A 12,910-nucleotide genomic window follows, 5' to 3' on the forward strand; every position below is an offset into this window, starting at 1 on the left:
TATAGGCCGTTGGCATGACGTGTTGCCCCCTTATTACTGATTAATCACTCGTTTCCGCCGAACATAAGGCGCGCACACTGGATCGTCTCTTGAAGAGTAATACATGACGGAATATAGTGCAATTTTTTAAGGTATAGAAACCGCCTGTATCTTCCCTCGCAGAAATTAAGAATGAAAACGTCGTCGACAGCACCGGTTTGCGAAGATTGGGTCTGCCATAATCCGCCATTGTGGGGGTAAGCACACCACATGGGATTATTTATTGTTCTCCCTATTTGAAAGTTCATTGCCGCAAGGCATCGAAGCAGGAATGCCAAAATCGAAGCTAAACCGATCTGCCCTGAGTGCGGCTGTGTTTATTACCATGACATAAAAATCCATCAGATCCACACGCACAAGACCTGTGCCAGAAGTTCAGTATTGCGTCCGGCGCAATCTTTGCCAACTGCAAGGTCGCCATACGCGACATTCCGGCGGCAATCGCTACTCACTTTCCGATAATGCGGATCAACCGCCAAGAGCCGTATTCCAAGGATGCCGCGCGCACTGATCAAGCAGAAAGTTTCTTTTCCCACGCCGCAGACTGCATCACCAATCCGGCGGGGCCCTTTTATTTTGGTCAATTTTTTACCGTTGATCCCCGCGAGGGTGCCGGTCGGGGCCTTGTGACGCGCGTATTTTAGGAAGGTTCAAAGACGGGCCGCGCGTTATTCGAATAGTTTGAACAGCTCCTTGGTGGCGCGTTTCGTGACGTCATCCTTGATCGCATCCTCGACGGACTGGCCGTCCTGGACCTTCACGCCCAGTTCCTTTTCAACGAACTTGTCGATCTCCTTGTTGACCTCGTCTCGGGCCTTTTTCTCCAGCTTCTTGCGCTCTTCCTTGAAGTTGAGATCAATGGCCTTTTCCAGATCGGGGCGGATGCTGGGCCCCGACCATGGGCCGCGGATACGCACCGGAATGGCCAGACCCCGGCTGTTTTCACCGCGCAGAAGCACTGGCGTAAAGAGATAATCAATGTCGCGTGCCCCAAGACCGATGCGCCCCTTGCCCGTGGCGGTGGCCAGCGGCATCGACATGTTCAGATCGTCACCCCGCATATCACCGTCCTTGATCGCAAAGCTGGCGCTGACCTCGTCAAAAACGGTGGTGCCGCCACTGCCATCGCCGGTACGCATGAGGCGATCCAGATCAAAGCCACTGATGACACCGCGCCCGGTGGCCAGTTTGAGATTGCCGCTGAGGCTGCGCATGATCGCATCGACAGATTGGCCAACCCCCAGGAAATCGAGGCTGGCGGTGCCGGTGGTCGCAAACCGGGTAATCCCGGCGGCATCTGTCAAAAGCCGCTCCATATCAATGCCGCGCGCGGTCAGATCGCCGCCGACCGACAGGCCCGAGCGGTTGTTGGCCACGACCTGCCCGCCGATGGTGCCGCCGTAGCCTTGCAATTCCTGCAACTCGGCGACGGCGCGAGCGTTGTCGATGGTCAGGCGGATACGCGCGGCGCCGAATTTGAACTGCCCCATATCGATGCTGCTCGCGGTGAGCGCGATGTTGGCATCCGCGACGCTCAGCGCGCTTGCGTCGATGGGCGCGGTGGACCATCCGGTGTCGCGCGGCTGGGACGCGCCGCCGCTGCCACCGCTACCGCCTGCGGCCTCGCCCCCGGTCAGACCGGCCAGGTCCAGCGCGCCTGCGTTCAACTGTGCCGTGATGCGCGGGCGGGCGCCCGATGTTGCCACATCAAGCGCGCCGGTCACGCTGTTTCCGTCAAGATCCAGGGACAGATCCCGCAGGGACAGTCGCAGATCCTCGGTCAGGTTGATCTGGGAGTTGGCCATGATCGCCCGCCCAAGCCCCTTGGGCGGGCGGGTCACGGGCAGGCCCAGCGCGGCCATGAAACGCTCGGTGTTGTCGATATCCGCCGACATTTTCCCGTCCAGTTGCGGTGCGGTCGTGGCGCGGCCATCAACCGTAAACGTGGCGCCACCCGTCGAGATCGTCAGCGTGACAGGCGATACTGCCCCTTCCAGAAACGGACCCACTTCGCCCAGACGCCCGGTGACGCGCACATCCTCGCCCGCCGGACGCAGGACCCCCTCGAAGGTTCCCTCGCCCGCGTAAGTGGGCCAGCGCATCTCCAGATCCATTCCCTCGATCTGCCGCCGCGTGCCTGCCGCGTGGTCGATGTAGACCACAGACGCATCGGTGATCAGCGCCCGGTCCAGCGTCAGCGCCAGACGGTCGGATTTGGGCGCGGCGCCCGGCGCCGCGTCCGCCTGCTCCGTCGAGGCGACTCCAGCGACCCCGATCTGCCAGTTGCCACGCCCGTCCTTGCCGCGCTCGATCACGATACGCGGCTGCGTCACTTCCAGCCCGGTGATGCGGATGTCACCCCGGATCAGCGCGATCGGATCGACGCCCAGCTTGAGGCTGCCCGCGCTCAGCATGGGGCCGCCAGTGCCCCAATCTGCGTTGGCAATGGTGGTCTGGCCCGTACTGATTCCGAGAACCGGATAGAAGCTGATCGAGGTCTCGCCAGTCATCGTGACCTCGCGGCCCGTCATGTCGCTGATCCGCTCGGCGGCAATGCGCGCGATGCGCTCACCCGGCAAAAAGAACAGCGCGCCGACCGCGATGGCCACCGCAACGAGGATAAACACCAGAAGTTTTAAGAGAAATTTCATCCGACTGCTCTTTGCTCTGCTCACTTGGCCTGCGGGACTGCGACCGTTTGCGTCAAACTGTAGGCGCACGCCGATCCGGCGGCAACAGTTTGCCCCTTTTGCGCGCGCCGCGCCTCGTCTATATGCGGCGGATGAGCACCAATCCCCCCGACCTGCGCCCCGATCTGGCCCGCGCACGCCTGACACCCGCCCCCAAACGCGACGGCCAGCCGACCATCGGCATGGTATCGCTGGGCTGCCCCAAGGCTCTGGTGGACAGCGAACGCATCCTCACGCGCCTGCGTGCCGAGGGCTACGGGATTTCGCCTGACTATATCGGGGCCGATGCGGTGATCGTGAACACCTGCGGATTTCTCGATTCGGCCAAGGCCGAAAGCCTCAGCGCCATTGGTGAGGCATTGCAGGAAAACGGACGCGTGATCGTCACCGGATGCCTCGGCGCCGAGCCGGAATATATCACCGGCGCGCATCCCAGCGTCATGGCCGTAACCGGCCCGCACCAGTACGAGCAGGTGCTGGACGCCGTCCATGCCGCCGTGCCGGCCAAGCCCGATCCCTTCATCGACTTGCTGCCGAAATCGGCGGTCAGCCTGACCCCCAGACACTATTCTTACCTAAAGATTTCTGAGGGTTGCAACCACAAGTGCAAGTTCTGCATTATCCCCGACATGCGCGGACGCCTTGCCTCGCGGCCCGCCCATGCGGTGCTGCGCGAGGCGGAAAAGCTGGTCGAGAACGGCGTGCGCGAACTGCTGGTCATTTCGCAGGACACATCGGCCTACGGTGTCGATATCAAGCACGCCGAAGAGCGCGGCCACCGCGCGCATATCGCCGATCTGGCGCGCGATCTGGGCAGCCTCGGCGCATGGGTGCGGCTACATTACGTCTATCCCTATCCGCATGTGCGCGATCTGATTCCGCTGATGGCGGACGGGCTGGTGCTGCCCTATCTGGACATCCCGTTCCAGCACGCCCACCCCGATGTGCTGCGCCGCATGGCACGCCCTGCGGCTGCGGCCAGGACGCTGGATGAAATCGCCGCCTGGCGTGACGTCTGCCCGGACATCACCCTGCGCAGCACCTTCATCGTTGGCTACCCCGGCGAGACGGAGGCAGAGTTCCAAACCCTGCTGGATTGGCTGGACGAGGCGCAGCTGGATCGCGTCGGTTGCTTCCAGTACGAAAACGTCGCCGGGGCGCGGTCCAACGATCTGCCGGACCATGTGCCAGATGAGGTCAAACAGAACCGCTGGGATCGCTTTATGGAAAAGGCACAGGCGATTTCCGTGGAAAAACTGGCTGCAAAAGTTGGCTCTGTGCAAGATGTCATAGTCGACGACGTCGACGAAGATGGCATCGCCACCTGCCGAACCAAGGCAGACGCGCCCGAAATTGACGGCAATCTATTCATCGACGAGGGGACGGATGACATCTCTGTTGGCGACATCGTACGCGTTCTGGTCGATGAGGCGGGCGAATATGATCTGTGGGGCACCGTCGCACCCTAGGCGCGTTCAGCCGCTGTAGGCCTCCAGCCATTCGGCCACGCATGTCTGCACATGCCGGAACCGATCCCCGCCCAGATGCTTGCCGCCATACCATCGGGTGACAACGATCAGCTGGCCGGTCAGTTCTGCGCGCTCCAGCATGCGGATGATCACCATACCTGCCCCGGCCTCGCCGTCGTCGCCCTTCAGCGGCGTGCCGTCGGGCAGCAGAACACCCCACGTATTATGCGTGGCCTTGGCGAATTTCTTGTCGCGCTTCAGATCCTTGAGAAACGCATCGACATCTTCCCGCGTGGCGGCGGGGCCACCGGAGACCGCATATTTCGATCCCCGGTCGCTGACGATGCCGGTCAGTTGGCGCATCAGAGGCTGGCGTCGACCCGCCGCACCGTCTCGATCCGCTTGGCGTTGGGCGGGTGCGTCCCAAGGAAGCGGTCGCCCGGATCGGCGATCTGGGTAAAGAAGGCGGCACCGCGTACCGGATTATACCCCGCGCGGCGCGTGATGACCGTGCCCAGCGCGTCGGCCTCCAGTTCGTAATCCTTGGAATAGGTGCGCGCGCCAAGGCCCGCCCCCAGATCCGTCGCGTTCTGCACAGCGCCCTGCCCGGCACCGGTAATCGCCGCCAGACCGCCCAGCAGGATCGCGCCTGTCATCGCATTGTTGCGCTGCCGGTCCAGATGGCCGCTGATGTGATGCGCCGCCTCGTGCCCCATGACAAAGGCCAGTTCGTCGCGGTTGCGCACCTCTGCGATCAGCGCGAGGTTGAACGCCAGAATCGGGCGCCCCTGCGCGTCCACCGTCTGAAAGGCGTTTGCAGGCTGGCCCCGGCGATCATCCACGACGATGCGAAAATCGCAATTGGCGCCCCTCGTCCGGGCCCGGCATTCCTGCTCGGCCACGGGTTCGACCGCCGCGACGACAGCCTTGAACTGCGAGATTTTCGCAGATGTCGGCGTCGATATCGTGGGCTTGGGGCGCGCGGCGCCGGGTTGCTGCTGGGGCGCGGGGCCCTGCACGTCGCACGCTGCCAGTGCCAGAACGCATAAAAGCGTCAATTTACGCATGGATGATCTCCGATCGACTGATTTGCCTCAGTTTATCCGCGCCCGGCGCCGAGGGCCAGCAGGTTTGCTGGCCGCTTGCAAGGCGCCGCCGATCGGACCAAACTGGCCACTGGCGGCAGCGACGGGGGGTCTTGCAGATGTTTTCGATCGAACATGAATTCGACGCGACAGTGATCACGCTGGTCGATGATTTTGCCCCGCCCGCCCCCGGCGCGCCCACCACGCCGTTGCAGGAGGACGTGATCATCCACGCGTTCGAGGAATGCGTCACCATCAATCAATACGATCCCCGCCTGGGCGAGACGCGCACCATTACGCTGTCCATGGCGCAGCTGCGCGATCTGGGGGCTGCACTGGACCTGCCCGAAGGGGTCTACACCCGGGCGCCACAGGGCTGAAGCCCCTTGACCGGAGTGCGCCGCATACCGACATAGGGGGCGTGACCGCAATTCCCGGAGATATCGCCATGCCCGACCCTAGCCCCCAAGCGCTGGACTTTCTGCTGACGCGCCGTTCGCGCCCGGCCAAGACGCTGGGCCTGCCGGTGCCGGACCGCGCCCAGCTCATGCCGCTGCTGACCGCCGCCGCGCGCACGCCGGACCATGGCAAGCTGGAGCCGTGGCGCTTTATCGTACTGGGCCGGGCGGCACTGGATCGGCTGTCGGCTGCGGTGGCCACGTGCGATGCGGCAGACGGGCTGGACGATGCAGCAATCGCCAAAGCACAAAAGCAGTTCGACGACGCTGCGCTGGTGGTCGCCGTCATCGAGGTTCAGCGCCCCTCGCCCAAGATCCCCGCGATTGAGCAGACCTATTCGGCCGGTGCGGCCTGTCTGGGGCTGCTGAACGCCGCGCTCGCTGCGGGCTGGGGGGCCAACTGGTTGAGCGGGTGGCCCAGTCACGATCCCGGCTTCGTGCGCGATAATCTGGGCCTGACCACGGCCGAGCGCGTGGCAGGCTTCATCCATATCGGAACCGAAACGACCCCCCCGCCCGAGCGGCCCCGCCCCGATGTCGCGGCACTGACGACCTGGGACGGCGCATGATATTTTCCAGCTTTGCCAAGGCATTGTCGCAGATGGGAGACCCACGATTTCGCCGCGTCCTGTTTCTGGGGCTGGCGTTGACCGTCGCGCTGCTGTTTGCGACCTATGCCGGCGTCCTGATGGTGATCAGTTGGTTGACCGGCGACGTTGTAACGCTGCCGCTGGTGGGCGAAGTGCGCTGGGTGGACGATCTGCTGGGCTGGAGCAGTCTGGTGCTGATGATGACCATGTCGGTCTTTCTGATGATGCCGGTCGCCTCGGCCATCACGTCGCTTTTTCTCGACGATGTCGCTGCGGCGGTGGAGGCGCGACATTATCCGGACCTGCCCCCGGTGCCGCGCCTGCCATGGATGGACACGGTGCGCGACACGTTTGCATTTCTGGGGGTTCTGATCGGCGCCAACCTTCTGGCGCTGGTGCTCTACGCATTTCTGCCCTTTGCCACGCTGGCCATTTTCTGGGCGCTGAACGGGTTTCTTCTGGGGCGCGAGTATTTCCAGCTGGCGGCGATGCGGCGACTGGGCCGCGACGGGGCGCGCGATCTGCGCCGCCGTCACTGGTTGCGGATCTGGCTGGCGGGCGTGCTGATGGCAATCCCGCTCAGCGTGCCGTTATTGAACCTGATCATTCCGATCTTGGGGGCCGCGACCTTTACCCACCTAGTCCACGCTCTTCAATCGGGCCGGGCCCGAACCGTGTGAACAGGTCGATATCGCTCAGCGTGATCTGACCCGTCAGGATGATCCACGCGGCCAGCGCCCAGAGCAGCAGCGCGACCAGCGTGGTGATCCACGCCTTTTTCTTCAGATCGTGGCGCTGCGGCGATCCGCCATGCGTGCCGGGGACCACCGCGCCTGCCTCGGTTTGGGTTTGCAGGCGAATCGGGATGGCGACCATAAAGATCATCGACCAGATGACCGCATAGAGGACCAGACCGGTGACCGGGCCCATCAGACTTCCTCCAGCTCTATCAGGCAGCCGTTGAAATCTTTGGGATGCAGAAACAGCACCGGCTTGCCATGGGCGCCGATCTTGGGCGCGCCATCCCCCAGCACCCGCGCGCCGGATGCAACCAGACGCTCGCGCGCAGCCGCGATATCATCGACCTCATAGCAGACATGATGGATGCCGCCCGACGGGTTCTTTTCCAGAAAGCCGGTGATCGGACTGGCATCGCCCAGCGGATACAGCAGCTCGATCTTGGTATTGGGAAGATTGATGAAAACCACGGTCACGCCGTGGTCAGGCTCGTCCTGCGGCGCGCCGACATCGGCGCCCAGCGCGCCGCTATATTGCGCGATGGCGGCGGTAAGGTCGGGCACGGCGATGGCCACGTGATTGAGGCGTCCGATCATGGGCTGTCCTTTTGTTCGGTGCAGGTGGCGCATGTTATCGCGCGCGTGCGCGGTGGTGGCAAGCGGGCGCTGTGACGCATGGCGCCTGCAACAGGATCAAGATTCCACCTGAGACGTTAACCCCGCGTTAGCCAAGTCTGCGTAACTCTTGAGTCGGATGTTGCCAAAAGGAGAGATACGCATGGACGATCTGCCTGTACTGAACCCCATCAAGAACCCCACCGCCCTGCGCCCGTTGCTGGGCATGACGATCCTGGTGGTCGAGGATAGCCTATATGCGTGCGATGCCATGCGGCTGATGTGCCTGCATTCGGGCGCACGGATTCGGCGGGCCGATTGCCTGCGTTCGGCGCGTCGCCACCTGTCGGTCTACCGCCCCACGGCGGTGATCATCGATCTGGGCCTGCCCGATGGCTCGGGCGCGGATTTGATCAAGGAACTGGCCGACGCCGCGCCGCGCGTGACATCGATCATCGCCACCAGCGGCCTTGACGGGGGCCGGGCGGATGCAATGGCCGCAGGGGCCGATGGGTTTCTGGCCAAACCCCTGACCAATCTGGGCGTCTTTCAGCAGGCCGTGCTGTCCACCATGCCCGAAGACCGTCGGCCCAGCGGACCGCGTATCCTGCCCGATGAGGACGTGCACCCCGATCCACTGGCCTACCGTGATGACATGGTGCATGTGTCGAATCTTCTGGGCGAACATGCCGAGGGGCCGGTGCTGGACTATGTCGCGCAGTTCCTTCGCGGCGTGGCACGCGCGGCCGATGATGGCCCGTTGGCCCTCGCTGCCGATGCGCTGGCCGGTGAAGGGCGGCGCAGCGGTGCAGCCCTGAACAGCCGCGTGGCGCGGGTCGCCGGACTGGTGCAAGAGCGATTGGACAACCGGGCGGCGATGTGATCGCGGTTGGCTTGCGCAGACTGATCCAAAGCACGCAGCGCAAACTCACATTACACAGCGGGCGCGCGCAGACAGAAGCGACCGATGCCATGAGACGCGGCGACTTGCTGAAAAGACCCGTGTGCCGGGTTTGGACATGGGCGACGATTCCCGCCTGATTCTTGAGGGCACTCGGGCATCTGGTTGCCCTTGCACGTCGCAAAACACACCCAAGAAACCGCTTCCCCTGCGCGGCCCAGCCCCTATTATTGCCTTGAGCAGCATAGCGAGGCCTACTGATGAGCGATCCCCGCCCGCGCGGCACGGCACTGGATGACTGGACACCCCCGCCCGCCCCCGCGGCCATGGTGCTGGACGGGGCGCATGTCCGGCTGGAGCCGCTGGACGCAGCCGACCACGCGGCGCTGCTGTTTCAGGCGTTCGATGGTCATGACGCGGTCTGGGACTACATGCCCGTAGGACCCTTCGCGTCCTCGGCGCAGTTTCACCGCTGGATGCGCGACATTACCGCGTCGCCAGATTATGTATTCTTCGCCATTTATGACAAGGACCGCGAGGCTTATGGCGGCTTCGCCTCTTACCTGCGGGTTCAGCCTTCTGCGGGGTCGATCGAGGTGGGATATATCGCCATGGCGCCCGCGCTACAGCGTACCATCGCGGCGAGTGAGGCGATGTATCTGATGATGGGCTGGGCCTTTGAGGCCGGGTATCGGCGGTATGAATGGAAATGTGACGCGCTGAACTTGCCCTCCCGCAGCGCCGCGCAGCGGCTGGGGCTGAGCTATGAGGGTATTTTCAGGCAGGCGACGGTGGTCAAGGGGCGTAACCGCGACACTGCATGGTTTGCCGCCATCGACGCCGAATGGCCCGCGCTGGACGAAGCGTTTCGCCTGTGGCTGGATCCGTCGAATTTCGGCGAAACTGGACAGCAGAAATCATCGCTCAGCGATCTGACGCGGCTGGTCCGCGTGTCGGATGATCCGGCGCTGGGGCGCTGACGCAAAACGGGCGAAGGCCCTCGGCCCCCGCCCGTAAATTCAACAGCGTACCGCCGGATCACTCCTGCGGGATCACCCGCAGGCTCAGCTCCATCAGTTGATCGGAAGTGGGCGCGCTGGGGGCGTTCATCATCAGATCTTCGGCGCGCTGGTTCATCGGGAACATGATGACCTCGCGGATATTCGCCTCGTCCGCCAGCAGCATCACGATGCGGTCGATCCCCGCCGCGCAGCCACCATGCGGCGGCGCGCCATATTGGAACGCCTGCACAAGGCCACCAAAGCGGCTGTGCACCTCGGCCTCGTCATAACCGGCCTTCTCGAACGCCGCGATCATGACATCGAGACGGTGGTTGCGGATCGCGCCCGAAATCAACTCGTAGCCATTGCAGGCCAGATCATACTGATATCCCAGCACTTTCAGCGGATCGCCCTCCAGCACCTCAAGCCCGCCCTGCGGCATCGAGAAGGGGTTGTGCGAGAAGTCGATCTTGCCCGTCTCCTCGTCCGCCTCATACATCGGAAAATCCACGATCCACGCAAAGGCGAAGCGATTTTCGTCCGTCAGCTTCAGCTCAGCGCCGATCTCGGTGCGCGCCTTGCCCGCCACACGCTCGAACGCAGAAGGCTTGCCGCCAAGGAAGAATGCTGCGTCGCCAACGCCGAGGCCAAGTTGCTGACGGATGGCTTCGGTCCGCTCGGGGCCGATATTTTTGGCGAGGGGGCCTGCCGGCTCCATGCCGTTCTCCCCGTCGCGCCAGAAGATATAGCCCATCCCCGGCAGGCCCTCTTTCTGTGCAAACGCATTCATGCGGTCGCAGAACTTGCGGCTACCGCCACCGGGCGCCGGGATGGCGCGGATTTCAGTGCCTTCCTGCTCCAGCAGCTTGGCAAAGATGGCAAAGCCGGAGCCGCGGAAATGATCCGAGACGACCTGCATCTTGATCGGGTTGCGCAGGTCCGGCTTGTCGGTCCCGTACCACAGCGCCGCGTCGGCGTAGCTGATCTGGGGCCACTCGGTGTCGACTTTGCGGCCACCGCCGAATTCCTCGAAAACGCCCTGAATGACGGGCTGGATCGTGTCGAACACGTCCTGCTGCTCAACAAAGGACATCTCAAGGTCGAGCTGGTAGAAATCCGTGGGCGAGCGGTCGGCGCGCGGATCTTCGTCGCGGAAACACGGCGCGATCTGGAAATACTTGTCAAAGCCCGACACCATGATCAGCTGCTTGAACAGCTGCGGCGCCTGCGGCAACGCGTAGAACTTGCCCGGATGCAGCCGCGAGGGCACCAGAAAATCGCGCGCGCCCTCGGGAGAAGAGGCGGTGATGATCGGCGTCTGGTATTCGCGGAAGCTCTGATCCCACATGCGGCGGCGCATGGACGCCACGACATCGCTGCGCAGCGTCATGTTGCGCTGCATCGCCTCGCGGCGCAGGTCCAGATAGCGGTGCTTCAGGCGTGTTTCCTCGGGATAGTCCTGATCGCCGAACACCATCAGGGGCAGTTCCTTGGACGCGCCCAGAACCTCGATATCGCGGATGAAAACCTCGATCTCGCCGGTGGGCAGCTTGGGGTTTATCAGCGCCTCATCACGCGCCTTGACGTTGCCGTCGATACGGATGCACCACTCGCTGCGCACGGCGTCGACCTGATCGAAAACCGGGCTGTCGGGGTCGCAGATCAACTGCGTCATGCCATAGTGATCGCGCAGATCGACAAACAGGACGCCGCCGTGATCGCGGATGCGGTGGACCCAGCCGGACAGGCGCACGGTGTCGCCCACGTCTGATTTCGTAAGGTCGGCGCAGGTATGGCTGCGATAGGCGTGCATCATCGGATCCCCTTTGGCGGCCCCGTTGGGGGCTGTCGTGACATTGGGCCGATACACATGCCCCGGGCCGCAAAGTCAAGGGGCGGGGCCGGTGGAGGCCGACGCGGGAACGTCGACGTCACCGGCCCTGAAGATATCGGCCCGGCGGTATGGGGCGTGTTATCTCACCAGCTCTGGAAACCAGACAGCACAGGTATGCGTTACGATTTAACGTCAACATTGTCACGCGCGGCGCCCCACATCGCCCGCAGACATGGGGGTGAGATATGTGGAATATGGCCCTTCACCATTTTCTGACAGGACTTATCCAGCAAGGACGCCTGAGCGTCACCTATCCGAACGGCGACCTAAAAACCTATCAGGGCAGCGCCCCCGGACCGCAGGTGGCCGTCGTCCTGAAAGACGCCAGCCTGCCCCGCCGTATCATGCTGTCCCCCGAAATGGGCGTAGGAGAGGGATATGTAGATGCCCAACTGACTATCGAAGGCGACGATCTGGAGGGTTTTTTGCGGTTATGCCTCGCCAATATGGCAGCACAGGGGCGACGTTGGGTGCGCCATCCGCTCCGCATCCTGCGGTATCTGGGGCGCCGCGCACAGCAGTTTAATCCGGTCGGCCGGTCGCGGCAGAATGTGGCGCATCACTATGATCTGTCGGGCGCGCTCTATGATTTATTTCTGGACGAGGACCGGCAATATTCCTGCGCCTATTTCAGGCGCGACGGCATGACGCTGGACGAGGCTCAGGACGCCAAGAAGGCGCATATCGCAGGCAAGCTGCTGCTAAGGCCGGGGATGCGCATTCTGGATATCGGCTGCGGCTGGGGCGGTATGGGCCTGACGCTGGCGCGCGATCATGGCGCGCAGGTCTTGGGTGTGACGCTCAGCGAAGAGCAGCACAGAATCGCCAACCAGCGGTCCCGCGACGCGGGGCTGGACGATCGCGCGAGATTCGAGCTGATAGATTACCGGGATGTCGAAGGGTCGTTCGATCGCATCGTGTCAGTCGGAATGTTCGAACATGTCGGCACGCCACAATATCGAACCTATTTCAAAAAGATAAATGATTTGCTGACCGAGGATGGCATCGCGCTGGTCCACACTATCGGACGGGCCAAGCCGCCGGGCGTGACCAGCCCGTGGATCCTGAAATACATCTTTCCGGGCGGCTATGTGCCGTCGCTGTCGGAAATGTCTGCCGCGATTGAACGCTCGGGCCTGATCACCACAGATCTGGAGGTCTGGCGCCTGCATTACGCCCAGACGCTGCGCCTGTGGTATGATCGGTTCATGGCGCGCATCGATGACGCGCGGCGATTGTATGATGATCGATTCTGCCGGATGTGGCGCTATTATCTGAAGGTTTCTGAACTTGCCTTTCGGCTTGACCGGCAGGTGGTTTTTCAGGTGCAGCTATCGCGGCGCCAGGATGCCGTGCCACTGACGCGGGATTATCTTTATCGCGGTAATCGTTAGAGCATTCGGGGCCTTTTTCGCCTTCGGCGAGGATATT

Annotated in this window: 13 protein-coding genes; 7 read left to right on the forward strand and 6 right to left on the reverse strand. The window is 62.9% G+C overall.

All coding sequences use genetic code 11. The features are described 5' to 3' along the window. Window positions 1-707: 707 nt before the first annotated feature. Window positions 708-2,690, reverse strand: coding sequence for an AsmA family protein (locus FGD77_RS18915; protein WP_255012592.1), 1,983 nt, complete (start codon window positions 2,688-2,690; stop codon window positions 708-710). Window positions 2,691-2,821: 131 nt separating this feature from the next. On the opposite strand from FGD77_RS18915, the gene rimO reads away from it, so the two are divergent. Beyond that, window positions 2,822-4,198, forward strand: coding sequence for a 30S ribosomal protein S12 methylthiotransferase RimO (gene rimO / locus FGD77_RS18920; RefSeq protein WP_255012608.1), 1,377 nt, complete (start codon window positions 2,822-2,824; stop codon window positions 4,196-4,198). Window positions 4,199-4,204: 6 nt separating this feature from the next. Here rimO and FGD77_RS18925 read toward each other — a convergent pair whose 3' ends face one another. After that, window positions 4,205-4,561, reverse strand: a complete 357-nt coding sequence (locus FGD77_RS18925) for a YigZ family protein (protein ID WP_255012611.1) — start codon at window positions 4,559-4,561, stop codon at window positions 4,205-4,207. Next, window positions 4,561-5,265, reverse strand: a complete 705-nt coding sequence (locus FGD77_RS18930; RefSeq protein WP_255012614.1) for a M48 family metallopeptidase — start codon at window positions 5,263-5,265, stop codon at window positions 4,561-4,563. The genes FGD77_RS18925 and FGD77_RS18930 overlap by 1 nt, the downstream gene beginning before the upstream one ends. A 137-nt stretch (window positions 5,266-5,402) precedes the next feature. Between FGD77_RS18930 and FGD77_RS18935 the strand changes: the two genes are divergently transcribed. The 3 genes from FGD77_RS18935 (at window position 5,403) to FGD77_RS18945 (ending at window position 7,011) form a co-directional block, all read left to right on the forward strand. Further along, the gene (locus tag FGD77_RS18935) at window positions 5,403-5,663 is read left to right on the forward strand and encodes a hypothetical protein (RefSeq protein WP_255012616.1); all 261 of its coding nucleotides are present in this window, start codon (window positions 5,403-5,405) and stop codon (window positions 5,661-5,663) included. Window positions 5,664-5,731: 68 nt separating this feature from the next. Next, window positions 5,732-6,310, forward strand: coding sequence for a nitroreductase family protein (locus tag FGD77_RS18940; RefSeq protein ID WP_255012619.1), 579 nt, complete (start codon window positions 5,732-5,734; stop codon window positions 6,308-6,310). Further along, complete coding sequence (locus FGD77_RS18945) at window positions 6,307-7,011, forward strand: EI24 domain-containing protein (protein ID WP_255012622.1); 705 nt, start codon at window positions 6,307-6,309, stop codon at window positions 7,009-7,011. The genes FGD77_RS18940 and FGD77_RS18945 overlap by 4 nt, the downstream gene beginning before the upstream one ends. Here the strand turns inward: FGD77_RS18945 and FGD77_RS18950 are convergent. After that, window positions 6,962-7,261, reverse strand: a complete 300-nt coding sequence (locus FGD77_RS18950; protein WP_255012625.1) for a DUF1467 family protein — start codon at window positions 7,259-7,261, stop codon at window positions 6,962-6,964. The two genes, FGD77_RS18945 and FGD77_RS18950, sit on opposite strands and share 50 nt — an antisense overlap. Then, window positions 7,261-7,665, reverse strand: a complete 405-nt coding sequence (gene mce / locus FGD77_RS18955) for a methylmalonyl-CoA epimerase (RefSeq protein ID WP_255012628.1) — start codon at window positions 7,663-7,665, stop codon at window positions 7,261-7,263. Before mce ends, FGD77_RS18950 begins: the two co-directional genes overlap by 1 nt. 181 nt (window positions 7,666-7,846) lie before the next feature. Between mce and FGD77_RS18960 the strand changes: the two genes are divergently transcribed. Then, window positions 7,847-8,566, forward strand: a complete 720-nt coding sequence (locus FGD77_RS18960) for a response regulator (RefSeq protein ID WP_255012631.1) — start codon at window positions 7,847-7,849, stop codon at window positions 8,564-8,566. A gap of 278 nt (window positions 8,567-8,844) precedes the next feature. Continuing rightward, on the forward strand, window positions 8,845-9,564 hold the full coding sequence (locus FGD77_RS18965; RefSeq protein WP_255012633.1) for a GNAT family N-acetyltransferase: 720 nt from the start codon (window positions 8,845-8,847) through the stop codon (window positions 9,562-9,564). Window positions 9,565-9,622: 58 nt separating this feature from the next. On the opposite strand, the gene aspS is transcribed toward FGD77_RS18965, so the two are convergent. After that, complete coding sequence (gene aspS / locus FGD77_RS18970) at window positions 9,623-11,398, reverse strand: aspartate--tRNA ligase (protein WP_255014325.1); 1,776 nt, start codon at window positions 11,396-11,398, stop codon at window positions 9,623-9,625. Window positions 11,399-11,664: 266 nt separating this feature from the next. On the opposite strand from aspS, the gene FGD77_RS18975 reads away from it, so the two are divergent. Then, complete coding sequence (locus tag FGD77_RS18975) at window positions 11,665-12,873, forward strand: cyclopropane-fatty-acyl-phospholipid synthase family protein (protein ID WP_255012635.1); 1,209 nt, start codon at window positions 11,665-11,667, stop codon at window positions 12,871-12,873. Window positions 12,874-12,910 lie beyond the last annotated feature (37 nt).

Origin of the sequence: Roseovarius sp. M141, from assembly GCF_024355225.1 — a bacterium.
Classification (GTDB): Bacteria; Pseudomonadota; Alphaproteobacteria; order Rhodobacterales; family Rhodobacteraceae; genus Roseovarius.